22 protein-coding genes and 1 pseudogene are annotated in these 22,883 nt (G+C 59.5%); 10 read left to right on the forward strand and 13 right to left on the reverse strand.

Features of this window, described 5'->3' with window-relative positions:
* Positions 1 to 106 precede the first annotated feature (106 nt).
* The 4 genes and pseudogenes from CKW20_RS07465 to CKW20_RS07485 all read right to left on the reverse strand — a co-directional run bounded on the left by CKW20_RS07465 (position 107) and on the right by CKW20_RS07485 (position 3,715).
* A complete protein-coding gene (locus tag CKW20_RS07465; RefSeq protein WP_371857409.1) occupies positions 107 to 778 on the reverse strand; it encodes a DUF2931 family protein in 672 nt (223 codons plus the stop codon).
* A gap of 10 nt (positions 779 to 788) precedes the next feature.
* Complete coding sequence (locus CKW20_RS07470) at positions 789 to 980, reverse strand: hypothetical protein (RefSeq protein WP_256585004.1); 192 nt, start codon at positions 978 to 980, stop codon at positions 789 to 791.
* Positions 981 to 1,499: 519 nt separating this feature from the next.
* Positions 1,500 to 2,718: pseudogene (locus CKW20_RS07475) on the reverse strand (IS3 family transposase).
* A gap of 619 nt (positions 2,719 to 3,337) precedes the next feature.
* Positions 3,338 to 3,715 (reverse strand): DUF6124 family protein, encoded by a 378-nt coding sequence (locus CKW20_RS07485; RefSeq protein WP_095052375.1) that lies wholly within the window; start codon positions 3,713 to 3,715, stop codon positions 3,338 to 3,340.
* Between the two features lie 483 nt (positions 3,716 to 4,198).
* Between CKW20_RS07485 and CKW20_RS07490 the strand changes: the two genes are divergently transcribed.
* Entirely contained in the window at positions 4,199 to 4,582 is a 384-nt protein-coding gene (locus tag CKW20_RS07490) for a helicase (RefSeq protein WP_095052376.1), read from the forward strand.
* Between the two features lie 54 nt (positions 4,583 to 4,636).
* On the opposite strand, the gene CKW20_RS07495 is transcribed toward CKW20_RS07490, so the two are convergent.
* The 7 genes from CKW20_RS07495 to exbB all read right to left on the reverse strand — a co-directional run bounded on the left by CKW20_RS07495 (position 4,637) and on the right by exbB (position 11,855).
* Positions 4,637 to 4,894, reverse strand: coding sequence for a hypothetical protein (locus tag CKW20_RS07495; RefSeq protein WP_095052377.1), 258 nt, complete (start codon positions 4,892 to 4,894; stop codon positions 4,637 to 4,639).
* 147 nt (positions 4,895 to 5,041) lie between these two features.
* Positions 5,042 to 6,442 (reverse strand): aminoacyl-tRNA deacylase and HDOD domain-containing protein, encoded by a 1,401-nt coding sequence (locus CKW20_RS07500; RefSeq protein ID WP_095052378.1) that lies wholly within the window; start codon positions 6,440 to 6,442, stop codon positions 5,042 to 5,044.
* A 78-nt stretch (positions 6,443 to 6,520) separates the two neighbouring features.
* Positions 6,521 to 8,596, reverse strand: a complete 2,076-nt coding sequence (gene recG / locus CKW20_RS07505; protein ID WP_095052379.1) for an ATP-dependent DNA helicase RecG — start codon at positions 8,594 to 8,596, stop codon at positions 6,521 to 6,523.
* Positions 8,597 to 8,605: 9 nt separating this feature from the next.
* Positions 8,606 to 9,535 (reverse strand): hydrogen peroxide-inducible genes activator, encoded by a 930-nt coding sequence (locus tag CKW20_RS07510; protein ID WP_007894647.1) that lies wholly within the window; start codon positions 9,533 to 9,535, stop codon positions 8,606 to 8,608.
* 188 nt (positions 9,536 to 9,723) lie between these two features.
* Positions 9,724 to 10,470, reverse strand: coding sequence for an energy transducer TonB (locus CKW20_RS07515; RefSeq protein ID WP_030132454.1), 747 nt, complete (start codon positions 10,468 to 10,470; stop codon positions 9,724 to 9,726).
* Complete coding sequence (gene exbD, locus CKW20_RS07520) at positions 10,467 to 10,895, reverse strand: TonB system transport protein ExbD (RefSeq protein WP_038980717.1); 429 nt, start codon at positions 10,893 to 10,895, stop codon at positions 10,467 to 10,469. The genes CKW20_RS07515 and exbD overlap by 4 nt, the downstream gene beginning before the upstream one ends.
* 6 nt (positions 10,896 to 10,901) lie before the next feature.
* Complete coding sequence (gene exbB, locus CKW20_RS07525) at positions 10,902 to 11,855, reverse strand: tonB-system energizer ExbB (RefSeq protein ID WP_095052380.1); 954 nt, start codon at positions 11,853 to 11,855, stop codon at positions 10,902 to 10,904.
* Positions 11,856 to 12,044: 189 nt separating this feature from the next.
* Between exbB and CKW20_RS07530 the strand changes: the two genes are divergently transcribed.
* Positions 12,045 to 12,902, forward strand: a complete 858-nt coding sequence (locus tag CKW20_RS07530; protein WP_095052381.1) for an SDR family oxidoreductase — start codon at positions 12,045 to 12,047, stop codon at positions 12,900 to 12,902.
* Between the two features lie 491 nt (positions 12,903 to 13,393).
* Here the strand turns inward: CKW20_RS07530 and CKW20_RS07535 are convergent, their stop codons facing one another.
* The gene (locus tag CKW20_RS07535; protein ID WP_095052382.1) at positions 13,394 to 14,707 is read right to left on the reverse strand and encodes an FAD-binding oxidoreductase; all 1,314 of its coding nucleotides are present in this window, start codon (positions 14,705 to 14,707) and stop codon (positions 13,394 to 13,396) included.
* A gap of 148 nt (positions 14,708 to 14,855) precedes the next feature.
* On the opposite strand from CKW20_RS07535, the gene CKW20_RS07540 reads away from it, so the two are divergent.
* Positions 14,856 to 15,209, forward strand: a complete 354-nt coding sequence (locus tag CKW20_RS07540) for a YkgJ family cysteine cluster protein (RefSeq protein ID WP_030132427.1) — start codon at positions 14,856 to 14,858, stop codon at positions 15,207 to 15,209.
* A gap of 115 nt (positions 15,210 to 15,324) precedes the next feature.
* Here CKW20_RS07540 and CKW20_RS07545 read toward each other — a convergent pair whose 3' ends face one another.
* Complete coding sequence (locus CKW20_RS07545; RefSeq protein WP_003206849.1) at positions 15,325 to 15,813, reverse strand: Lrp/AsnC ligand binding domain-containing protein; 489 nt, start codon at positions 15,811 to 15,813, stop codon at positions 15,325 to 15,327.
* A 156-nt stretch (positions 15,814 to 15,969) separates the two neighbouring features.
* Between CKW20_RS07545 and dadA the strand changes: the two genes are divergently transcribed.
* The 7 genes from dadA (at position 15,970) to CKW20_RS07580 (ending at position 22,850) form a co-directional block, all read left to right on the forward strand.
* Positions 15,970 to 17,274, forward strand: coding sequence for a D-amino acid dehydrogenase (dadA, locus tag CKW20_RS07550; protein WP_095052703.1), 1,305 nt, complete (start codon positions 15,970 to 15,972; stop codon positions 17,272 to 17,274).
* Positions 17,246 to 17,599 (forward strand): RidA family protein, encoded by a 354-nt coding sequence (locus CKW20_RS07555; RefSeq protein WP_030132425.1) that lies wholly within the window; start codon positions 17,246 to 17,248, stop codon positions 17,597 to 17,599. Before dadA ends, CKW20_RS07555 begins: the two co-directional genes overlap by 29 nt.
* Before the next feature lie 99 nt (positions 17,600 to 17,698).
* Positions 17,699 to 18,772, forward strand: coding sequence for an alanine racemase (gene alr, locus CKW20_RS07560; protein ID WP_095052383.1), 1,074 nt, complete (start codon positions 17,699 to 17,701; stop codon positions 18,770 to 18,772).
* A 128-nt stretch (positions 18,773 to 18,900) separates the two neighbouring features.
* Positions 18,901 to 19,449, forward strand: coding sequence for a cupin domain-containing protein (locus tag CKW20_RS07565; RefSeq protein ID WP_007894746.1), 549 nt, complete (start codon positions 18,901 to 18,903; stop codon positions 19,447 to 19,449).
* Between the two features lie 182 nt (positions 19,450 to 19,631).
* A complete protein-coding gene (locus tag CKW20_RS07570; RefSeq protein ID WP_256585005.1) occupies positions 19,632 to 20,045 on the forward strand; it encodes a cytochrome c5 family protein in 414 nt (137 codons plus the stop codon).
* A gap of 118 nt (positions 20,046 to 20,163) precedes the next feature.
* Positions 20,164 to 22,086 carry an acetyl-CoA hydrolase/transferase C-terminal domain-containing protein gene (locus CKW20_RS07575; protein WP_095052385.1) on the forward strand — a complete coding sequence of 641 codons (1,923 nt, stop codon included), beginning with the start codon at positions 20,164 to 20,166 and terminating at the stop codon, positions 22,084 to 22,086.
* Positions 22,087 to 22,487: 401 nt separating this feature from the next.
* Positions 22,488 to 22,850 (forward strand): DUF6124 family protein, encoded by a 363-nt coding sequence (locus tag CKW20_RS07580; RefSeq protein WP_095052386.1) that lies wholly within the window; start codon positions 22,488 to 22,490, stop codon positions 22,848 to 22,850.
* The last annotated feature ends 33 nt before the right edge of the window (positions 22,851 to 22,883 follow it).

Genomic DNA, 22,883 nt, shown 5'->3' on the forward strand with positions numbered 1-22,883 from the left:
GGCGCATCCGCTCAAGAAGAGCGCTAGCACCATTGCACCGCTAATTAGAAATGAGCTCTTCAACTGAAAGTCCTTCTGGTCGTGGTTTCTGCTGATAGTTCATGGGTTACCAGGAGCCATAGGGAATACCGAATTGGTCGATGTAGGCTTTGGATTCTTCTGAAAGGGGTCGATGTTTTCCGTTGGACGTGCCCCCGTAGGGGCCTTCGGGATTGATCGTGCCTTGGACGCGAGTGACTTCGGTCGATTTTAGGCAGGGCCCGCCTAACCACACCTTGGCGATTCCTCCTGGCGCCAGGCCGACAGTCAACAGCTTTCGGTAATCGATTTTCCATTTCCCTACCGCACCGCAAAAAGCTTCTTCACTATGGAGCATGGTGTATCGCGCCGATTCTGGGATCTCTATATACGCTTCATAAGTCTGCGGCTCGGCCATGGATTGCCAGCGTACATAGACCAAGCGCGGTAGAGCAGCATCAGTTACGCGTCGGCCACTGCCTCCGGGATATTCGGGCCATCCTTTTGCATCGCCCCTAAAAAGAGTTGGTATGCTTTTACTTAGCGCGCGGGGATAACCCATGGTCGGTATTCCGCTGCCCGCGCCGCGGAACACACGCTCATTGATATCCACGACATCTGCCGTTTCAATCCAGACCTCCATGTAGTCGGGGGCAAAAAAATCGAGGCTCCAAGCGTCATAAGGTAATGATCTGTGCTCACCCAAGGCACATCCTCCCAACAGCAACGCGAGTAACAGTGTAAAGCCGGTCTTGAGCATGAATGAGCGCTTACACATTGGGATGCACCTTACGAACATAGTGTTCGGCGGGTCGATCGATGAACACGATGTTCAGATCACTGTTGTTCCAGCCTTTGGCAGCATTCCAGTTGGCAGACAGATGGATGTAGCGTTGAGAGAGCAACTCCTCCTCGAACACGTTCAAGCCCGCGCGACGGGTCTCGCCCAGCGCAAAAGCCATCAGTTTTTCGGCAATCGGTTTCAGCTCCAGCGGTAATGCGTACTTTTGATCCTAAATCGTTGCGAACCGTGGGAAGTTCAAGCGTGAACTGGGCAGCGTTGGCCGGGGCGAACATGCGCTTATCCTTTTGCTTTTCATCTGCTCGTCCTTAAGCTGAAAGTGAAAGCGAGGCGCAAAACCCTATCGGGCTTGAACCTGCGTCAATGGCCGAACACGCTAACAAGGCATTAAAAGGATTGATGTAGGAAGGGGGCTGAAGCGAGGTCCGAAATTTCCGTATTTCATAATGTTGCGTTAGCGATGCGTAGTGGAACGCCTCGTTAGATGAGCCGGGAGCGGTCGATGTGCCTGGATAAGCTCGCGCCTTCCCAGACTACAAACAAGCATCACATTTCCTTCTCATCCCTCGGATGCGTCTTAATATTCCCACGTAAAGTTTCCCGCAAACTCTATCTCCTTTGAGAAGTGGCAGGAGTCAGGTGTGGACTTGCCCCTACAAAACCGGACACCAACTCCCCATTAAATTGATGCCGCCGCCAAGCGCCTGAACTCCCTCGGTGAGCGATAGTTCAAAGCGCTGTGCGGATGCTGCTCGTTGTAATGCTCGAAGGCAATGGCCAGGTTGCGCAGCGCCGTTTCTCGATCCGGCTTGGGCATGTGCGCCACGTAGTCCCGCTTGATCGTCTTCACAAAGCTTTCGGCCATGCCGTTGCTCTGCGGGCTGCGTACCGGGGTGGTCACCGGCTGCAAGCCGATCTGCCGAGCAACAGGCGCGTCTGTTCGGCGGTGTACGCCGAACCGTTATCGCTGAGCCACTGCACCGGTGTTGTAGGCAGTTGATCACCGAAGCGCTTCTCCACGCTTTCCAGCATCAAGTCGCGGATGTCATCGCCGCTGTACCCGGTCGGGCTGGCGACCCAGCCGATGGCCTCGCGATCGCAGCAATCCAGGGCGAAGGTCACGCTCAGTTTGGCGCCGTCCTCGCAGCGGAACTCAAAGCCGTCCGAGCACCATCGCGTATCGCTGGTTTTCACCGCAATGCGGCCTTCGTGCCGACGCGGTACACCGGGCTGTTTGATTCGGCGCTCCAGCAGCAAATTGTGATCACGCATGACCCGGTAAACCCGCTTCACGTTGATCGGGGGCTGCAACTGGCGTTCACGGGCACGGCGCAGCAATCCCCAGACCCGACGGTAGCCGTAGCTGGGCAGCTCGCTGACCTGTTGCTGGATTTCAACTACCAGCTCAGCATCGTTCACAGGCCGGCTTCGCCGTACTTTGGGCGATGCCGATTGCTTGATTCGAACCGTTAATTGCGAGCGCGCCACACCGAGACATTCGCTGACCAGCTTCACTGGTCGTCCCCCGGCAACAAGGGTGAGTGCGCAATCCATTTTCGCGACCGGGCGATCTCCACGGCCTCTTTGAGGATTTCTGCTTCCATCGTTTTCTTGCCCAGCATCCGTTGCAGTTCACGGATCTGCTTGAGCGCATCGCTCAGCTCGGAGGCCGGCACCACGGCTTCGCCCGCGCTGACCGCCGACAGGCTGCCGTCCTGATAAAGCTTGCGCCACAGAAACAGCTGATTGGCATTGATGCCGTTGCGCCGAGCGACGACCGACACACTTTGTCCTGGTTCAAGGCTCTCGCGAACCATGGCCAGTTTTTGCTCTGGGCTCCAGCGGCGCCGCCGCTCCTGGCCCAAAAGCTCCCCACTCTTATCGTTGCTGTTAGTCATAAACATAACCGTTTGCCTATCCCTTATCGTAAGGGGGAAACGGTGTCCTGTCTTTCATGGGGCTCGTTCAAGGTGGATCGGCTTTGCTTTGAAGGTCGCTACCCGGTCGGTATCTGGACCCAAAAAAACCAACCCCGTAGCGCAAAAAAATCGAGCCCCTCCATTGACCCATTGCTTTGCAACAGGAGCGTCACCTATGAGTCGTTACATGCCCCTCACCGACGTGGACCACCCCATTCCTACAATACTGATAGACACTCATGCGCCACTAGATGCGTTGCATGCAACTGCCGATTACCGAATCAGAATCGTGACCCAGCTATTGGAAACCCTCACGTCAAAAGAGCGAACGTGTAACGACCCGACGCTGATAAATGATCTTATGGGAGGGATGGTCATTCTGTTACGCGACGGCTGCGATGTGCTGGACGTTATGGGGCGACGCTTACGAGCGCAGCGGTCGTTGTGAGTCTCTGAAGGATGGCAAGCCGCCTTACAGGATTTCAGGATGGACAATGTGCCGTCGGGTTTGACGCGGCTGGCGAGTAACCCTCAAGAAGTGCGGTGCCGGATCTCAAGAAAGGGGACGCGAAGTCCCCTTTTTCTACTCGTTGTTTCGCTACTTAGCCCGATGCTCCGCTGGATTCGGCGAGTCAATATGATCCAGCGCTCTCTCCACCAACAACTGAACCCCATCAGCCATTCTGCTGAGCGCCAAGGCTACTGATCTTCGAGTGCCGTCGATGTCATCAGCCAGGTCAGCAGCGATGGCGCTGATGGACTTCAGGTCTTCGGAGGCGTTAGCCAAGAGGGCTTCGGTGTCGATGTCGGGGGAGACGGTGAAGAGTTTGCCTTTACGCTTGGGTTTGTCGTTGGGTGGTGGGGCGAAATGGTGGTCGAGGGCGCGTTCGGCGGCTTCGTGGAGTTTTTTGGAATCGAAGGATTCGTAGGGGGATGTAGATGCGTTTTCAGGAGGATTCGGTGTTGGCTTGAACATAGATGTAATCCCGTACTTAAGGAGTCGACACCGTTTCGCTTGCGCTTCGAAAGTGGTGGCGGCTGTGCATAGGTGTGCAAGACCGGCGGGATTATCCGGCAGACCCGAAGGTCTCCCATACACAGCAGCCATAACGGTTCGCGAGCATAGGAAAATGCTCGATGAATTGCCATAACCATTGTGTATCCCGCCGGACTTGCACGTCCGTGTCATCGATTTTGCGGTGACGAACAGAGGTTAGCGGTGAAGCGGAGGGCTGCCTAGTTCATGAACAGCGCCGCGTGTTGAAGGAAATGTCCGATGGAGTCGAGGGTAGAAAGACCAATAGCTCTCGATTTTTAAACAGCAGCGTTTCGTCAGTGACTTGGTAGTCATCGGCGTCAAAAAGTACAGCATCGTCTTCCAACACTGCGCAATGGTGGCGTTCTTGCTTGAAGCCGCTACACTGCGCCGGCCGTTCATTTTTCTCTTGAGGCTGTGCGCATGAAATTTCGTTTTCTTCTGTGGATGCTGGGTTGGTTGATGGGTAAGGCCAGTCGGACTAATCCTGCGTTTCAGCAGCAGTTGGGTGACAAGGCATTGGTGTTTCAGCTACAGACCCTGGACGGGAAAGTGGCGCGGCATTTCTTTGTGAAGGACCAGCGCATTACCAGCAAGTCGGGCGTGTATGCCGAGCCAGCGTTTGCGATTGCGTTTAAAGACGCGGCGTATGGCTTTGCCACGATGCAGGCAAAGAACAAGCAATTGGCGTTTATGACGGGGATTCAGGACAAGTCGATTCAGATCAAGGGCAACCCGGCGCTGGTGATCTGGTTTCAGGGGTTGACCAAGTATTTGAAGCCGAAGAAGGCCAAGCCGAAGGCGTAGGTCTTTCAGGTAGCTCGCCGGGATTTTTCGAGAGCAAGCTGAACGGATCAAGTGTCATGCGCTACGTTTCTGCGCACGCCTCTCCTGCAGATAGCGTCCTTGCAGCGCCAGGATCTCAGACTTGCTTAGAACCCCTTTTCTCTTGAGATTGACGAGCAACTGTTCAATACCATCCAACTCGACGACGTCACCAGCCAGACGGGTAATGCTCACGGCCATACGACTCATGCCGTCCCGTCCAGCTGTAACCTTGTGATCTTTAGCAAGCTTGCGGATTTGACTGGCAACACTGACAGCCGCTATTCGAGTCATTGGAAAGCCCTCTATTTGCAATCGAATCATAGCGGGGTGCAGGTTTGAAGTGGTCAGTCAGACCGAGTTGGATTCTTCGCGGGCAAGCCTCGCTCCTACAGGGATTTAGGTGATCTCCGTAGGAGCGAGGCTTGCCCGCGAAGCTTTTCAGGGCTGGCTGAATTGCGAAGCCAGTTCGCGCAGCAGCACTTCAGCCTCAAGCACTTTGCTGACCACATCGTTGGCCTTGTCGCGGGTCAGGCCGACACGCTCCAGCAACGCATCCGGAATGTCTTCATCCGGGCCGGACCCAATCCCACGGCTGCGCAGCAGGCGCACGGCCAGGCAGACGAGGTTCGGGTATTCGGCGTAGTCGCCGTCGTAGCTTGGGTCGTGCTGGAAGCGCAAGGCGGTGGCCAGTTCGTCGGGCATGTCCCAGAAGCGCATCAGCCAAGCGCCGATCTGTTCGCGGCTGATGCCCAGCAGGTGTTGTTCCACGTAGCTGTGGCACAGGTGCGGGTTGACTTCCAGGTGGCGGCAGATCAGCGAGAAGTGCGGCGGGAACACGTGGGCCAGTAGCAAGTAGCCGAAGTTGTGCAGCAGGCCGGCGAGGTAGGTCAGGCCGGCTTCCGGGCGCTGGGCGCGGGGCATGGCGCGGGTCAGGCCTTCGATGACGGCGGCGGTGTAGATCGATTGCTGCCAGTACGGCGTGGTGTGTTGCGGGTGGTCTTTGGGCAGGCTCAGGGTTTTGCCCAGGGCCAGGCCCAGCGCCAGGTTGATCACCAGGTCGAAACCCAGTACCCGGACGATGGCGTCTTCCACTGAACGAATTTTGCCCGGCGAGGCGTAGTACGGCGACGCTGCCCAGCTGACGACTTGTGCGGCCAAGGCCGGGTCGGTTTCGACGACGCCGGTGATATCGTCGATGGTGGCGTTGGGGTCGACGCGCAGTTTGATGATTTTCTGCGCGGTCTCGGCCAGCGGCGGAATCTCGATGGTCTCTTCCAGACGTTGCTGGATGCGCCGCGCGGTGAACGCTTGCACGGCCTGGGTGATTTCCTCGCGGTCATCATCGGGGCGGTCGAGGTTCGGGCGAATACTGTTCACGGCTTCGGCGAAATTGGCGACGCTGGCCTTGGTGAGCATGGTTTTGAAATCGTCGCTGGAGATTTCCAGCAGCACGCCCGGCTCGCCCGAGTTGATCAGCAACGTCGGTTCGCGCAGCAGGCTTTCTTCATACAGACACGGCGAGTTGGAGAGTGCCGGCAGGCCGGGCAGCAGGCTCAGGTTGTGTTTGCCGAGCATTTTTACCAGGCGTTCGGTGGATACAGCAGTCAACCGGCGGCCGGTGAGTTCGGCAAGGCGATTGAGGTCGAGCAATTGGCTCTGGGGGAACAGCACCATGAGCGCGCCGACGGCATCGTCCAGCAAAACCGCCTGAACTTTACGCGCGGCGTTCAGGCCATGATGGTCGAGGACTTCTTCGTAGGCGATGCCCAGCTTGCCAAGCAGCAGCCGAATAACAGACGGAGCGTGCGGGGGGGCGGGGGCGAGGGCAGCTTCTGTCATGGTCTGTATCCGTTTGCAAACAATTGCAGGAGTATAACCAGCTTGTTTAAAGCCAGGGCCCAGAAACTGCGACAGTGCTCACACTTGGCCGTATTGCTGCCCATGGCGTAGCCAGCGGTCGAGCAGCGGGCTGACGTGATCCGGCCAACGCTCGAGCAATGCCTGGGCGGCGTCGCGTACGGCGGGCAGCAAATCGGCATCGCGCATCAGGTCCGCGACCTTGAATTGCAGCAGACCGGTCTGGCGCGTGCCGAGCATTTCGCCGGGGCCGCGTAGTTCGAGGTCTTTTTCGGCGATGACAAAACCGTCGTTGGTTTCACGCATGATACCCAGCCGCTGACGACCGATCTGCGACAGCGGCGGATGGTAAAGCAGCACGCAGTGGCTGACGGCGCTGCCCCGACCGACACGGCCACGCAGTTGGTGCAGTTGCGCGAGCCCGAGGCGTTCGGGGTTTTCGATGATCATCAGGCTGGCGTTGGGCACGTCGACGCCGACTTCGATCACCGTGGTGGCGACCAGCAGTTGCAGGTTGCCGGCCTTGAACTCGGCCATCACCGCGGCTTTCTCGGCGGGCTTCATGCGGCCGTGGATCAAGCCGACTTTCAACTCGCCGAGGGCGGCGGTGAGGTCTTCAAAAGTGGTTTCGGCGGCCTGGCAGGTCAGCTCTTCAGACTCTTCGATCAGCGTGCATACCCAATAGGCTTGTCGCCCTTCGGCGCAGGCACCGCGCACCCGTTCGATCACTTCGACGCGCCGGGTATCGGTGACCAATACCGTGTTTACGGGCGTACGGCCGGGCGGCAGTTCGTCGAGGATCGAGGTGTCGAGGTCGGCGTAGGCGCTCATGGCCAGCGTCCGTGGGATTGGCGTGGCGGTCATGATCAGCTGGTGCGGACACATCCGCCCGCCGACGCCTTTCTGTCGCAATGCCAGGCGCTGCTGCACGCCGAAGCGGTGTTGTTCGTCAATGATCGCCAGCGCCAGGTTCTTGAATTGCACTTCGTCCTGGAACAGCGCGTGGGTGCCGACCACCATCGGCGTACCATTGGCGATTTGCTCCAGCGCGGCTATGCGGTTCTTGCCCTTGAGCTTGCCGGCGAGCCATGCGACTTCAATGCCCAGCGGTTCGAGCCAGCGCTTGAAGGTGATGAAGTGCTGTTCGGCGAGGATTTCAGTGGGCGCCATTAGCGCGACCTGATAACCCGCTTCCAGCGCCTGAAGTGCGGCGAGGGCGGCGACCACGGTTTTGCCGGCACCCACATCGCCCTGAATCAGCCGCAACATCGGTTCGTGCTGACTGAGGTCGTAAGCGATTTCGTTGCCGACCCGTTGTTGGGCGCCGGTCGGTGTGAAGCCGAGGTTGGCCAAATACTGAGCGGGCAGCTTCGTGGCTTTTGGCATGGCCGGCGCGCGCAGAGCACGCATGCTTTCGCGCAGGCGCTGCTGGGACAGTTGATGGGTCAGCAGTTCTTCGAAGGCCAGCCGATGCTGGGCCCAGTGATGACCGAGGGCGAGTTCGTCGACATCGGCATCGGCGGGCGGGTGATGCAGGTAGCGGATCGCATCGGCCAGCGGCGCCAGTTGATAGTCCCGGGCCAGTTCGGTCGGCAGCCAGTCGGGCAGGCTGCTAGGGCCGAGCAGGGTCAGGGTTTGCATGCACAGTTGGCGCAGGCGTTGTTGGGTCAGGCCTTCGGTGAGCGGGTAGACCGGGGTCAGGGTTTCATCCACCGGCGGCGGCTCGTCGCCGGTGATGGCGCGGTATTCCGGGTGGTAGATCTCCAGCCCCGACGCACCGGGCCGCGCTTCGCCGTAGCAGCGGATGCGCGTGCCGCGTTTGAGGCCTTCTTTCTGGGCGTTGCTGAAATGATAGAAGCGCAGGCTGAGCCCGCCGGTACCGTCCTGCAGACGGACAACCAAACTGCGGCGCCGGCCCATGACCACGTCGGCACCGCTGACGGTGCCTTCGATCACTGCATCCTGACCCGGTCGCAAATGGCCGATCGGGACCACGCGAGTGCGGTCCTGATAGCGCAACGGCAGATGGAACAGCACGTCCTGAAGATTCTCCAGGCCGACCTTGGCCAGTTTCTCGGCCATGGCTTCGCCGACACCCTTGAGTGCCGTCACCGACACTTGCGACAACTCGGTCATGGCAGCGACTTAACCGGCAACCACCGGTGCTGGCGGCTTGGCCACCGAGCACAGGCGAATGGAATCGGCAAGGATTTCAATCGCCTTCGGCCGCGGGAAGCTCGCGCGCCAGGCGATGGCCACGGTGCGGAACGGCACGGGCGCGCTCAGTGGGCGCACTTCGATCACGCCGGGAGCGTAGTGATGACTGTCCACCGCCGACAGCGGCAGGATCGAAATACCGAGGCCGGACGCGACCATGTGGCGGATGGTTTCCAGTGAGCTGGATTCCACCGTGGTGTGCTTGGCACCGTCGTTGCCCTTGGTCAGCGTCGGGCAGGCTTCCAGCACCTGATCGCGGAAGCAATGGCCTTCGCCGAGCAGCAACAGGCTCTTGTCGTTGAGCAGGGCGGCGTCGATGGATTCTTTTTGCGTCCACGGGTGCTGGGCCGGCATCAAGACGTAGAACGGCTCGTCGTAGAGCTGCAAGGTCAGCACGTCGGCTTCGTTGAACGGCAGGGCGATGATGATCGCGTCGAGCTCGCCGTTGCGCAGTTTGTCGCGCAGCACGTGGGTAAAGTTTTCTTCGATGTACAACGGCATCTGCGGAGCGACCCGGTGCAGTTGTGGAATCAGGTGCGGGAACAGGTACGGGCCGACGGTGTAGATCGCGCCGACTTTCAGCGGGGCGGTCAGCTGGTTCTTGCCAGCCTGGGCCAGTTCGCGGATGCCTTGGGCCTGTTCCAGGACTTTCTGTGCCTGGGCGACAATGCCTTCGCCGACCGGGGTCAGGCGCACGGCACTCTTGCTGCGCTCGAAAATCAGCACACCGAGTTCGTCTTCAAGCTTTTTCACGCCCACCGACAGGGTCGGCTGGCTGACGTGGCAACGCTCGGCCGCGTGGCCGAAGTGCTGCTCTTGGGCGAGGGTAACGATGTAGCGTAATTCTGTCAGAGTCATAGCAAGCGTCCATGAAGTTGCGGGCCAAGCATACCGGCTGCAATCGATAGACGCACGTTATCAGACGGAGTGTGTGTAGGAGTGAGCTTGCTCGCGAAAAGCCTGAGACCGCCGCGGGGTGTCAGGCTTCAAGCTATCGTTCGCCTCCTTCGCGAGCAAGCTCGCTCCTACAGTGGTTCGGCGGTGTCTTAGCGGCGGCGTTCCAGCGAGTAAACAAACGGTGCAGTAATTTCGATGGTGCCGTTGTTCAGCATGTCGGCCGGTGGCTTGGGCAGTGGTTGGGCGCGGCGGATCATTTCCAGGGTGGCCCGGTCCAGATCGGCGTTGCCGGAGCGGCCCACCAGTTCGAACGACAACACATTGCCTTCAGCATCCACCACGAAACGCAGACGGTTCAAGCCTTCCTTGCCTCGCGCCTGGGCACTGGCCGGGTACTTTTTGTACTTGGCCAGGTGCGCGAGCAGGGTGCCTTGCCAGCTGGCCTTGGCGGCTTGCTGTGCGGGGGATGGACCGGGTGCCGGCTGAGCGGATTTCTCCGTCGGTGCCTGGGTCGGTTGCGCGTCGCTCGGTTTTTCCTCGGAAGGCTTTTCCTTTGGCGGTTCCGGTTTTTTCTCCACAGGCTTGGGCGGTTGAGGCTTGGGCTTGGGTTTGACCGGCTTGGGCACGGCAATCTCGGCCTTCGGCGCTTCTGCCAGCTTCGGGATCGGCAGTTCTTCCACCGGGGCCGGTGGCTGCGGCGGCGTGATCACCTTCGGCGGTGCGGGTGGTGGCGGGGCCGGAACCGGCGCCAGTTCGACCATCATCGCCTGCGGCGGCAGTTCGATCGGCGGGCGCGACGTCCAGTTCAGCGCCAGCGCAATGGCCAGTGCATGGACGCCCAGCACCACGGCCAGGCTCCCGCTGTAACGCGTCAGCTTTTGGCGCGTGTTGATCATTTCTTGGCTGCCGTCTCGAGTCCGACCAGGCCGACCTTCAGGTAACCGGCGGCACGTAGGGCGTCCATCACGCTCATCAGGTCGCCGTAGTCCACGCCTTTGTCAGCCTGGAAGAAGATCGTCGTGTCTTTCTTGCCCTTCGTCTTGGCGTCGAGTGTGGCGCCAAGGGTCTCGGCCTTCACTTCGTCTTCGCCGAGGAACAGGCGCTGGTCAGCTTTCACGCTGAGGAACACCGGTTTCTCTGGTCGCGGCGCCGGTTTGGCGGTGGAAGCAGGCAGGTCGACCTTGATGTCCACGGTGGCCAGCGGAGCCGCCACCATGAAGATGATCAACAGCACCAGCATCACGTCGATGAATGGCGTGACGTTGATTTCGTGGTTCTCGGCCAGATCGTCGTCTGCGCCTTCTTTCAAATGCAGGCCCATGGCCGATTACCCCACTTTCACCATGTGCGGTTGCGAGCTGCGCTCGGTCGGCAGGTGGTCGAGGTCACGGCTGACCAGCAGCAGGACTTCTGCCGAGGCGTCGGACACTTGCGCCTTGTAACCGGCGATGGAGCGGGCGAAGACGTTGTAGATGACCACCGCAGGAATCGCTGCAACCAGGCCCAGCGCGGTCGCCAGCAGGGCTTCGGCGATGCCGGGCGCTACGACAGCGAGATTGGTGGTCTGGGTTTTGGCGATGCCGATGAAGCTGTTCATGATGCCCCACACGGTGCCGAACAGGCCGACGAACGGCGCGGTGGAACCGATGGTGGCCAGCACGCCGGTGCCGCTGCTCATGTTGCGACCGCAGGCGGCGACGAGGCGCTCGAGGCGGAAGCTCACGCGTTCCTTGATGCCTTCTTTTTCGCGGCTGTTGGCCGACAGGCGCATTTCTTCCAGTGCGTCGTGGACCAGCAAGTTGGCGAGGGTGCCTTCTTTGGCCGCTGTTGCGCTGGCTTCTTTAAGGGTGGCGGCTTTTTTCAGGTGAGCGATTTCAGTGCGCAGACGACGCTTGGCGCCCATCAGCTCGAAGCCCTTGGCGATCCAGATAGTCCAGGTGATGATCGAAGCAATGGCCAGACCGATCATCACAATCTTCACGATGATGTCGGCATTCTGGTACATGCCCCACGGCGACAGGTCATGGGCCATGCCCAGTGTGTTGTCGGCTTCGAGGACTTCCGGCACATCGGCGGCGTCTACGGCCTGGACCGGATCGGTCGCGGCAGGTGTCACGGCAGGCGCGACGGGTGTTTGAGCGGCAGCAGGCTGCGTGACCGGTGCTTGTGCATCGGCGAAGGCGGCGGTCGGCGCCAGCATCAGGCTGAGCAGCAGGGCGGCCACTGCGCTCCAGGCGCGAGGTCGTTTGGTTGGCGAAGCGGGGAATTGATTGGGTGTCATGCTGGCCGGACCTGAAAGGAAAAGACGGTAAATGTTCTTCCAGGCCTCGTGAGGCCGAGAACAAAAGTGGCGGGCATTATTGCAAGTAATTCTTGTTAACAAAAGTAATAGAGTATCTTTTTTTCCTTCATTGCTAGCCGCGTGACCTTTGCCGGCGCTAGTCTGTAGCTTTCCAATAGGAGTTTTCTGATGTCCGCGCCTACTGTTTTGATCGCCGGCTGTGGTGATGTCGGTAGTCGTCTGGCCACGCAATTGCTGGTTTCGGGGTGGGAGGTTCACGGCTTGCGGCGCGACGTCTCACGTCTGCCCGAGGGTGTGATTGGCGTTGCCGGCGACCTGTTCAATAAAGACTGTCCGGCGACCTGGCCAATCGGTGCGGTGGATTACCTGGTGTATTGCGCGGCCGCGACCGATCACGATGAAGCCGGTTACCGCGCCGCCTATGTTCAGGGCTTGCGGCATGTGCTGGAGTGGCTGGACGACTACGGGCAGGTGCCCGAACGCCTGCTGTTCGTTTCCAGCAGTAGTGTTTATGGCCAGCAGGAGGGCGAGTGGGTCGACGAGACCTCGCCGGCCGTGGCGGCTGGCTATTCTGGGCGTGTGATGCTCGAAGCCGAGCAGGTTGCCCTTAATAGCGGCATCCCGGCCAGCATCGTGCGCTTGACCGGCATTTACGGACCGGGGCGCGAATGGCTGCTGACTCAGGTTCGTCGCGGATATCGCGTGGTGATCGATCCACCGTTGTATGCCAACCGCATTCACGTCGACGATGCGGCGGGGTTATTGGCATTCCTGCTCGAGGCGGATCAGCGTGGTGTGACGCTGGATGATGTCTATATAGGCGTCGACGATGCGCCCGCGCCGTTGGCAGAGGTGGTGGGCTGGTTGCGTGAGTATCTGGGCGTGACCGAATGGGCCGAGGATGCGAGCGTGCGTCGTGCTGGCAGCAAACGCTGCAGCAATGCCCGGGCGAAGGCGTTGGGCTGGGAACCGAAATATCCGAGTTTCCGCGAAGGCTACGCAGCGATTCTCGAAGGCCGTTGCTGAAATCCAGTTACATAAAAAAACTGATCTGACCCCAAAATTAGGATTGGTGTCCAACTTTTTGGGTGCAGATCAAACTGTGTGCAGGCTTGCCCGCGACGAGCATGGGGTATCTACACATCTCTAAAGTCATCGGCTGGCCACCCAGCCGATGGCTTCTTTCGCAAAACCCGCCAGTTCCTGTGGGGTGTAGTGCAGGGGTGTAATCATCGCAATCGTTTTGGCACCCCTCATGGGCCAGGGCCAGCAAGTGTTTGACCAGATCTACAGGTCTGACCCGGTCATTGCTCAAGAATCTCCAAAGTGCTTGAGTCTGCGCAAAGGCCAAAGCCGGTAGTCCATTACTGTGTCCCATGACTAACTCGTCGTATCGTTTTGTCAGTCGGGCATCTAGTCCGGTCATTTGATATCCATGCCGTCCTTTTATAGACCAGGATTGGGATTTGTGTAGATACCTATGCCGCGATGGGGCCTGTCAGAACACAGCTAGCCGATCAGACCAACTCCTTCATCCGATGCCAAAGCATCCCCAACGCCAACAACGGCGAACGCAAATGTTTGCCACCGGGGAAGGTGATATGTGGCACTTTGGCAAACAGATCGAACCCTCCACTCTGCTGACCACTGATGGCCTCCGCCAACAACCTGCCCGCCAAGTGTGTAGCGTTCAACCCATGACCGGAATAAGCCTGGGCGTAATACACATTCGGCTGCTCTTTGAGCCGGCCGATCTGCGGCAGGCGATTGGCGCCGATGCCGATCATCCCGCCCCATTGAAAGTCGATTTTCACTCCGGCCAGTTGCGGGAATACCTGCAGCATCTTCGGTCGCATGTAGGCGGCGATGTCTTTCGGGTCGCGTCCTGAATAATGGCAGGCGCCGCCGAACAGCAAGCGTCGGTCCGCCGAGAGTCGGTAGTAATCCAGCGCCACCCGTTGATCACAGACCGCCATGTTTTGCGGCAGCACTGTGTGAGCCTGCTCTTCACTCAAGGGTTCGGTGGCGATGATGTAACTGCCGGCGGGCAGTACTTTACCGCCGAGTTCCGGGTTGAGATCGTTAAGGTAGGCGTTACAACCCAGCACCAACGTCTTGGCACGGACCGAGCCCTGGGCTGTGTGGACTTTGACCTCGGGGCCGTAATCGATGCGGGTCACCGCCGATCGTTCGAACAGCTTCGCGCCCAATTGCCGAGCGGCAGCCGCTTCGCCGAGTGCCAGGTTTAAAGGGTGCAGATGCCCGGAGCCCATGTCGATCAAGCCGCCGACGTAGCGATCGGAACCCACCACGCTGTGCATTTCATTGGCTTGCAGCAGGCGGGTTTCGTAACGGTAACCGAGGTTGTGCAGCTCGATGGCGTCTTCGGCGAAGCCTTCCAGGTCCTGGGCTTTGTTGGCGAGGTCGCAGTAACCCCAGGTCAGGTCGCAAGGGATCTGAAAACGCTCGATCCGCTGTCGGACGATTTCCACCGCTTCCAGCCCCATCAATTTCATCTGGCGCACACCATCGACGCCGATCACGTTGGTGAACTGATCGAGGCCATGGCCGACGCCGCGAATCAATTGCCCGCCATTGCGTCCGCTGGCGCCCCAACCGATCTTGTGCGCTTCCAGCAGCACCACGCTGAAGCCACGTTCGGCCAATTCAATCGCGGTGTTCAGCCCGGAGAACCCACCGCCCACCACGCATACGTCCGCAACCAGCTCACCTGTGAGCACCGCAAGATCGGGTTGCGGCAGGCTGCTGGCGGCGTAATAAGAGGCCGCGTGTTGATGGCTCGGGGCTGGTTGCTGAACGGGGGCGTTCATGTGCGTCATCCTGAGTTCGTGTGTTTGAAAAAGTTGACGGAGCATAAGCCGCCGCTTCGGACACGGGCAACACCGGTCGGTTGGCGCTGTCTGGATCGGGGCTTTTGCGTCAGAATCCCGGTCTATTTCGCATTCGGTCGCCGCTTCGATGAGTTGCAACAGCCAGAAAATTCGCACCCTGCGCCAGCAGATTCCCTCTTTCGAGTGCGTGCCCGGCTGCCATGACTGTTGTGGGCCGGTGACCACCTCGCCCGAAGAAATGTCCCGTCTGCCGCGCAAGACCCGGGCCGAGCAGGATGCGGCGATGGATGAACTCAATTGCGTCCATCTGGGCCCCAACGGCTGCACGGTGTATGACGAACGACCGCTGATCTGTCGGCTGTTCGGTACTACCAAGACGTTGCCATGCCCCAACGGGCGACGGCCGGCGGAGCTGATCCATCCGCGGGTCGAGAAGCAGATTCATGAGTACATGGCCAGCACCCGGCAGGTCCTCGTTTGATCGTTCCCACGCTCTGCGTGGGAATGCAGCCCGGGACGCTCTGCGTCCCAAGAGCCGAACGCGGAGCGTCCGTTGAGGCATTCCCACGCGGAGAGTGGGAATGATCTGTCTAGGCTCAATCCGGAATCGGCAGGTTCAGGCTCTCTTTCACTTCTTCCATCACGATATAGCTCTTGGATTCGCGCACATGCGGCAGCTTGAGCAGGATATCGCCCAGCAGTTTGCGGTACGAGGCCATCTCGGAAATCCGCGCCTTCACCAGATAATCGAAATCCCCTGACACCAAATGGCATTCCAGCACGTGGGGCAATTTCAGCACCGCGCGTCGGAACTCTTCGAAAGTATCGCCGGATTTGTAGTCGAGGCTGATCTCGACGAACACCAGCAGGCTACCCTTCAGATGCTGCGGATTCAGGCGGGCGTTGTAGCCCATGATGATCCCTTCGCGCTCCAGTCGCCGTACCCGCTCGGTGCAGGGCGTGGTGGAGAGCCCGACCTTTTCCCCCAGCTCGGTGAAGGAAATGCGCCCGTCCGCTTGCAGGATCCGCAGGATGTTGCGGTCGATCTTGTCCAGCTCACGTTTGGTCTGAGTGTTGGTCCGCATAGGGGATGCGCCTCCGTGAAAAGGGTTTTTGCCGAGAATTGTCGCCAAATATAAGCACTTATATAGTGAAAAGCACTGGCTAATCTTTTTTAAACTGCCCACATCTTCGGTCTGCACAATAAACGTCAGCGGTAAGCCGCGATGAGGGATATGAAAATGCGCGTTCTGGTCTTGGGTAGCGGCGTCATCGGTACCGCCAGTGCCTATTATCTGGCACGGGCCGGCTTTGAAGTGACGGTGGTCGATCGTCAACCAGCAGCGGCCATGGAAACCAGTTTCGCCAACGCCGGGCAGGTTTCGCCGGGTTATGCCTCGCCGTGGGCCGCGCCGGGCGTGCCACTCAAAGCCATCAAGTGGCTATTGCAGCGTCACGCGCCGTTGGCGATCAAGGCCACCGCCGACATCGACCAATACCTGTGGATGGCGCAGATGCTGCGCAACTGCACCGCCAGCCGTTACGCGGTGAACAAGGAGCGCATGGTGCGCCTGTCCGAGTACAGCCGCGACTGCCTCGACGAATTGCGCGCCGAAACCGGCATTGCCTACGAAGGCCGCAGCCTGGGGACTACCCAGCTGTTCCGCACCCAGGCGCAGCTTGATGGCGCCGCCAAAGACATCGCGGTGCTGAAAGAGTCCGGCGTACCGTTCGAACTGCTCGACCGCGCGGGCATTGCCCGGGTCGAACCGGCCCTGGCCAGTGTCACCGATATCCTCGCCGGTGCCTTGCGCCTGCCGAATGACCAGACCGGCGATTGCCAGATATTCACCACCCGCCTGGCCGAGATGGCCACGAAACTGGGTGTGGAATTCCGTTTCGGCCAGGACATTCAGCGCCTCGACTTCGCCGGTGATCGCATCAACGGCGTGTGGATCGACGGCAAGCTGGAAACCGCCGACCGCTACGTGCTGGCCCTCGGCAGCTACTCGCCGCAATTGCTCAAGCCGTTGGGGATCAAGGCGCCAGTGTATCCGCTCAAAGGCTATTCACTGACCGTGCCGATCATCAACCCGGCGATGGCCCCGACTTCGACTATTCTCGACGAGACTTACAAGGTCGCGATCACCCGTTTCGACAACCGCATCCGCGTCGGCGGCATGGCGGAAATTGCCGGTTTTGACCTGTCGTTGAACCCACGTCGGCGCGAAACCCTGGAGATGATCGTCAACGACCTTTATCCTCAGGGCGGCGATCTGGCCCAGGCAAGTTTCTGGACCGGCCTGCGTCCGACCACTCCGGACGGCACGCCGATTGTCGGGGCTACGCCGTTCAAAAACCTGTTCTTGAACACGGGCCACGGCACGCTCGGCTGGACCATGGCCTGTGGCTCCGGTCGTTTGCTGGCTGACCTGATGGCGAAAAGAACCCCGCAGATCAGCGCCGAAGGCCTCGGTATTTCCCGTTACGGCAACAAACTCAAGGAGTCCGCAAAACATGTCAATCCAGCGCCAGCTCACCAATGAGCGCATGAGCCAGATCGTTGTCCATAACAGCACGGTGTATCTGGCAGGGCAGGTCGGCGATGACATGAGCGCCGGGATTGAACAGCAGACCCGTGAAACCCTCGCCAACATCGAGCGCTTGCTGGATCTGGCCGGGACCGACAAGAGCCGTCTGCTGTCGGTGACGATTTACCTGAAAGACATCGACGCGCACTTTGAAGGCATGAATTCGGTGTGGGACCAGTGGCTGCCAAAAGGCGTCGCCCCGGCCCGCGCGACGGTCGAATCGAAGCTGTGCGAACCGCAAATCCTGGTCGAGCTGTCGGTTGTCGCCGCGCTGCCATAACGCTCAGCCAGAAAAATCCCTCTCCCGGTGCTGTTGGCGGTTCACGCTGTCAGCCAGCGCCGGTTTTTTATTCCAATGACCGACTAGAAGTCTGCCGCCATGCGTCCAGCCCGTGCCCTGATCGACCTTCAAGCCCTGCGTCACAACTACCGGATCGCCCGTGAAGTCACGGGGGCCAAGGCCCTCGCGGTGATCAAGGCCGATGCCTATGGCCATGGCGCGGTGCGCTGCGCCCAGGCACTGGAAGCCGAGGCGGACGGGTTTGCCGTGGCGTGCATCGAAGAAGCGTTGGAGCTGCGCGCCGCCGGGATTCGTGCGCCGGTGTTGTTACTCGAAGGTTTTTTCGAAGCCGATGAGCTGTCGCTGATCGTCGAGCATGACTTCTGGTGCGTGGTGCATTCGCTATGGCAGCTCGAAGCCATCGAAAAAGCCACGTTGAGCAAACCGATCACGGTCTGGCTCAAGCTCGACTCGGGCATGCATCGGGTTGGCTTGCACCCGGCGGATTACCAGGCGGCCTATCAACGGCTGCTGGCCAGCGGCAAAGTGGCGAAGATCGTGCTGATGAGTCACTTCGCTCGCGCCGATGAACTGCATTGCCAGACCAGCGCCGAGCAGGTCGCGGTGTTCGAAGCGGCGCGTCAGGGTTTGTCGGCTGAAATCAGCCTGTGTAATTCGCCGGCGGTGCTCGGTTGGCCGCAGATTCCGAGCGATTGGGTACGCCCGGGCATCATGCTCTACGGTGCGACACCGTTCGAAGAGGTCAATGCCGTGGCGTCTCGCCTGCAACCGGTGATGACCCTGGAATCGAAAGTGATTAGCGTGCGTGAACTGCCGGCCGGCGAGCCAATTGGTTACGGCGCGAAATTCGTCACCACCAAGCCGATGCGCGTGGGCGTGGTGGCCATGGGTTATGCCGACGGTTATCCGCGCCAGGCGCCGAGCGGCACGCCGGTGTTGGTGGCCGGGCAGCGTAGTCAGTTACTGGGCCGGGTATCGATGGACATGCTCTGCGTCGACCTGACCGACGTGCCGCAAGCCGGTCTCGGTTCGCCCGTCGAGTTGTGGGGTAAAAATATCCTCGCCAGTGACATCGCGGCCGCCGCGGGCACGATTCCTTACCAGATCTTCTGCAACCTGCGTCGAGTGCCGCTGCTCTATTCCGGGGCCTGACGAAAAACGTTCCCGACCGAAAGTCGCTTCGCCAAACCGGATTCAGGCCCAAGTGTTGTAAATACTGAACGCTGTCGCCATGATAACGCTCAATATTCCTGCAACCTGAATCCCTGGAGGCTCCAGCATTGGACGTCGGTGAACGACTGCAATCGATCCGTAAGCTCAAAGGTCTTTCCCAGCGTGAGCTCGCCAAACGCGCGGGTGTTACCAACAGCACCATTTCGATGATCGAGAAGAACAGCGTCAGCCCCTCGATCAGTTCGCTGAGGAAAGTGCTGGGTGGGATTCCCATGTCCATGGTCGAGTTCTTTTCCGAAGAAATCCTGCAGGAAAAACCGACTCAGATCGTCTACAAAGCCCACGAGCTGATCGATATTTCCGATGGGGCAGTGACCATGAAACTGGTCGGTCGGGCTCACCCGAGCCGGGCTATCGCGTTCCTCAACGAAATCTACCCGCCAGGCGCCGACACCGGTGACGAGATGCTCACCCATGAGGGTGAGGAAACCGGAATTCTGGTGGAAGGTCGGCTGGAACTGGTGGTCGGGCTCGAAACATTTGTGCTCGAAGCCGGCGACAGCTACTACTTTGAAAGTACCAAGCCGCACCGCTTCCGTAATCCGTTCGATGCCCCGGCGCGACTAATCAGCGCAGCCACACCAGCGAATTTCTAAAAGAAAAGGCGTCCTGCCCGGATAGTGGAGACGCCCTTGCTGTATTCCCACTCCACGATAAAACCCCTTCGACTTTGGGGTTGTTTCAGTGTGGCGGGCTTACCGCTATACTTGCGCCCGCCTGCGAACCGTGGCCGTAGGCGTGACTAGCCACCATTGAGGGTGTACGCGTGAACCTAATTATGAAAATGCTGGCCGTACCAGCAACCGTATTGGCCCTCTGGGCTGTCAACGCACAAGCTGCGACCAACGATGAAATCGCCAAGCGCCTTGAACCTGTTGGTCAAGTCTGTGTTCAGGGCAAAGAGTGCAAGGGGATGGAAGTTGCTGCTTCTGCGGGTGGTGGTGATGCCAAAACTCCTGACTCAGTGATTGCAAAACATTGCAACGCATGCCACGGCACCGGCCTGTTAGGCGCACCGAAAGTCGGCGATGCTGCAGCCTGGGGCGAGCGCGCCAAGAAAGAAGGCGGCCTTGACGGTTTGCTGGCGAAAGCCATCTCCGGCATCAACGCGATGCCACCAAAAGGCACCTGCGCCGATTGCTCCGATGCCGATCTCAAGGGCGCCATCCAGAAGATGTCTGGCCTGAAGTAAGCCCGGTCTTCAACGAAAAGCCGCTTTCGAGCGGCTTTTTTGTATCTGCGATTTTTCCCTGAAGCTATTCTTTGCTGCAAAGACCCAACCCCAATTCATGGAACGGCGGGAGGATCAGATGGTGCAGTTGTGTTCTATCGAACAGGCGGTCGATGACGTCCTGGCGCGATTGCCGGCGCACATTCACATGGGATTGCCGCTGGGGCTGGGCAAGCCCAATCACTTCGTCAACGCGCTGTATCGACGGATCGCGCAACTGCCCGAACGGCAACTGACGATCTACACCGCCCTGTGCCTCGGACGCCCGCCATTGGGCGACGGCTTGCAAAAGCGCTTCCTTGAACCCTTCATCGAACGGGTGTTCGGCGATTACCCGGAACTGGATTTTCTCGCCGACCTGCATCGCGACAGCCTGCCGAGCAACATTCACGTCCTTCAATTCTTCCTGCAACCCGGCAGCCTGCTTAACAGCGCACCGGCCCAGCAGGATTACGTCAGCAGCAATTACAGCCATGCCGCACGGGACATCAATGCCGCTGGTTTGAACCTGGTGGCGCAACTGGTGGCCAGCCATGCCGAGCAGCCCGATCGCTTGAGCCTGAGTTGCAACCCGGACATCACCCTCGACCTGTTGCCGATGATTGCCAAACGCCGGGCGGCGGGGGAAACGATCCTGATGGTGGGGCAGGTACACAACGATTTGCCGTACATGCCGGGGGACGCGGAAATCGGCATCGACACCTTCGACCTGCTGATCGACGCGAAGGACAGCACCACGCTGTTTTCCACGCCGAACATGCCGGTGGGCTTTCAGGATCATTTCATTGGGCTGCACGCCAGCACGCTGGTGCGCGACGGCGGCACCTTGCAAATCGGCATCGGCGCCATGGGCGATGCCCTGACGGCGGCGTTGCTGGCGCGGCAGGCTGACAGTGACGGTTACAAGGCGTTGCTGACGGATTTGAATCTCAGCCAGTGGGCGCAATTGATTGAGCGCGAAGGAGGCATCGAACCGTTCGCCAGGGGCCTTTACGGTTGCAGCGAAATGTTCGTCAACGGCTTGCTGGTGTTGGCCGACGCCGGGATCGTGCGGCGCAAGGTCTACCCGGACGTGCCGACCCAGCAGCAGGCGAATGCCGGCACGCTGAATGAGGCCGCACAAACCGACGGGATCTGCGTGCATGGCGGGTTTTTCCTCGGGCCGCGCAGTTTCTATGAGCGCCTGCGGGAGATGCCTCAAGGCAAACGGCTCGAATTCAACATGACCCGCATCAGTTACATCAACGAGCTCTACGGTCAGGAAGAACTCAAACGCTTGCAACGTCTCGATGCGCGCTTCATCAACACGGTCTTCATCATGACCCTGCTCGGCGCCGGCGTGGCCGATCAACTCGAAGACGGGCGGGTGCTGAGCGGTGTCGGCGGGCAATACAACTTCGTCGTCCAGGGTCATGCGCTCGAAGGCGCGCGCTCGATCCTGCTGCTGCGCAGTTGGCGCGAGTCGGGCGGTGAAGTCAGTTCGAATATCGTCTGGCAATACGGCCACTGCACGATTCCACGGCATCTGCGGGACATCGTCGTCACCGAGTACGGCATCGCCGATTTGCGGGGCAAGACCGACGCAGCGGTGATCGAGGCGTTGCTGAACATCAGCGACTCACGTTTCCAGTCGGGACTGATTGAGCAGGCGCAGAGCATTGGCAAATTGCCGAAGCATTTTCGCCTCGATCCGCGTTTCGCCGACAACAGCCCACAGCGTTTGCAGGCTATTCAGGGTCGGCATTCGAATCTGTTTCCGGAATATCCGCTGGGCTGCGATTTCACTGCTGAGGAACGGGACTTATTGCGGGCGCTGAATTGGTTGAAGAGCAAGTTCAAGCTCACAGAGATTCTGGAATTGGGCAAGGCGGCGCTGGATGCGCCAGCGGCTTCGGAATTTCCGGTGCATCTGGAAAGGATGCAGCTGACGAAACCGGAAGGGCTGAAAGAGGATTTGTTTCAGCGGTTGTTGCTCACCGGCCTGAAGGCCACCGCGCAGTAACAGCCACCACAAAAACCTGTGGGAGCGGGCTTGCCCGCGATATAGGAACCAGCTCGAAGTGCCTGTTTAAAGGTGTTTAGAGTTACTTCCTGAAAGCTACAGCACCTTGCGGCATTGCCTACGACTACGCCAGAATCCGCCGGCTTGTGCGCTATGGACACCCTCGGTAACTTGATTTCCGTCACTGATTCCCAGTGATCGGGTTTAGTAGCCCGTGGTATGAGAAGGTCGCACGAGCGTCCGTCAGACAGGTATTTCCATGCCTGTATTTGATGGTGGCTGTGCGTAGGGCGCCCTCGGGTGCGCCGGCTTTCTTCTTTTCCCCGGTCTACTAACCTGCGTACAGCCGCCACCCCTCGTATTAGTAGCGAGGCGTGGCTGCCCATCAGGAAAAGAATACTATGTGCAAAATTACGCCCAATCCGCCAGACACCGATCCGGCATCCCCCTACGAATCACTCGATTCAAGAAAACTCCACGAAGCCGCCGACCGCGCCCTCGATCACTACCTCAACCCCTCCATCCTCAAATCCCCGGTCGCCCGCAAACCGAGCACCATGTTCATGGTCGCGCCGGATATCAGAGATGAAGACCTGCTGGCGCACACTTGCGAATCACTCGCCTCGGCCAGCGTCATGACCAGCGACTTCGCGGGTTATCTGGAAGGGCCACATCGGCACACGGCGATGGCGATTCAACAGGTCATCATGTTGGCGGAACTGGCAGTGAACCGGATGCTGGATAACGTCAAGGTGTCCAAGTAACCACCGGGAAACCGTGTAATCGTTCATCGCGAG

It is taken from the genome of Pseudomonas sp. Irchel s3b2 (assembly GCF_900187445.1).
GTDB lineage: Bacteria > Pseudomonadota > Gammaproteobacteria > Pseudomonadales > Pseudomonadaceae > Aquipseudomonas.

What these genes read in the sequence shown, in the direction of transcription:
- CKW20_RS07545 (WP_003206849.1), bottom strand. Translation starts at nt 15,813, where the DNA reads ATGCGGACCAACACTCAGACCAAACGTGAGCTGGACAAGATCGACCGC.
- CKW20_RS07555 (WP_030132425.1), top strand. Translation starts at nt 17,246, where the DNA reads ATGTCAATCCAGCGCCAGCTCACCAATGAGCGCATGAGCCAGATCGTT.
- alr (WP_095052383.1), top strand. Translation starts at nt 17,699, where the DNA reads ATGCGTCCAGCCCGTGCCCTGATCGACCTTCAAGCCCTGCGTCACAAC.
- CKW20_RS07495 (WP_095052377.1), bottom strand. Translation starts at nt 4,894, where the DNA reads ATGACTCGAATAGCGGCTGTCAGTGTTGCCAGTCAAATCCGCAAGCTT.
- CKW20_RS07575 (WP_095052385.1), top strand. Translation starts at nt 20,164, where the DNA reads ATGGTGCAGTTGTGTTCTATCGAACAGGCGGTCGATGACGTCCTGGCG.
- exbD (WP_038980717.1), bottom strand. Translation starts at nt 10,895, where the DNA reads ATGGGCCTGCATTTGAAAGAAGGCGCAGACGACGATCTGGCCGAGAAC.
- CKW20_RS07570 (WP_256585005.1), top strand. Translation starts at nt 19,632, where the DNA reads ATGAAAATGCTGGCCGTACCAGCAACCGTATTGGCCCTCTGGGCTGTC.
- CKW20_RS07530 (WP_095052381.1), top strand. Translation starts at nt 12,045, where the DNA reads ATGTCCGCGCCTACTGTTTTGATCGCCGGCTGTGGTGATGTCGGTAGT.
- CKW20_RS07510 (WP_007894647.1), bottom strand. Translation starts at nt 9,535, where the DNA reads ATGACTCTGACAGAATTACGCTACATCGTTACCCTCGCCCAAGAGCAG.
- exbB (WP_095052380.1), bottom strand. Translation starts at nt 11,855, where the DNA reads ATGACACCCAATCAATTCCCCGCTTCGCCAACCAAACGACCTCGCGCC.
- CKW20_RS07515 (WP_030132454.1), bottom strand. Translation starts at nt 10,470, where the DNA reads ATGATCAACACGCGCCAAAAGCTGACGCGTTACAGCGGGAGCCTGGCC.
- CKW20_RS07470 (WP_256585004.1), bottom strand. Translation starts at nt 980, where the DNA reads ATGGCTTTTGCGCTGGGCGAGACCCGTCGCGCGGGCTTGAACGTGTTC.
- CKW20_RS07580 (WP_095052386.1), top strand. Translation starts at nt 22,488, where the DNA reads ATGTGCAAAATTACGCCCAATCCGCCAGACACCGATCCGGCATCCCCC.
- CKW20_RS07485 (WP_095052375.1), bottom strand. Translation starts at nt 3,715, where the DNA reads ATGTTCAAGCCAACACCGAATCCTCCTGAAAACGCATCTACATCCCCC.
- CKW20_RS07535 (WP_095052382.1), bottom strand. Translation starts at nt 14,707, where the DNA reads ATGAACGCCCCCGTTCAGCAACCAGCCCCGAGCCATCAACACGCGGCC.
- CKW20_RS07465 (WP_371857409.1), bottom strand. Translation starts at nt 778, where the DNA reads ATGCTCAAGACCGGCTTTACACTGTTACTCGCGTTGCTGTTGGGAGGA.
- dadA (WP_095052703.1), top strand. Translation starts at nt 15,970, where the DNA reads ATGCGCGTTCTGGTCTTGGGTAGCGGCGTCATCGGTACCGCCAGTGCC.
- recG (WP_095052379.1), bottom strand. Translation starts at nt 8,596, where the DNA reads ATGACCGAGTTGTCGCAAGTGTCGGTGACGGCACTCAAGGGTGTCGGC.
- CKW20_RS07540 (WP_030132427.1), top strand. Translation starts at nt 14,856, where the DNA reads ATGAGTTGCAACAGCCAGAAAATTCGCACCCTGCGCCAGCAGATTCCC.
- CKW20_RS07490 (WP_095052376.1), top strand. Translation starts at nt 4,199, where the DNA reads ATGAAATTTCGTTTTCTTCTGTGGATGCTGGGTTGGTTGATGGGTAAG.
- CKW20_RS07500 (WP_095052378.1), bottom strand. Translation starts at nt 6,442, where the DNA reads ATGACAGAAGCTGCCCTCGCCCCCGCCCCCCCGCACGCTCCGTCTGTT.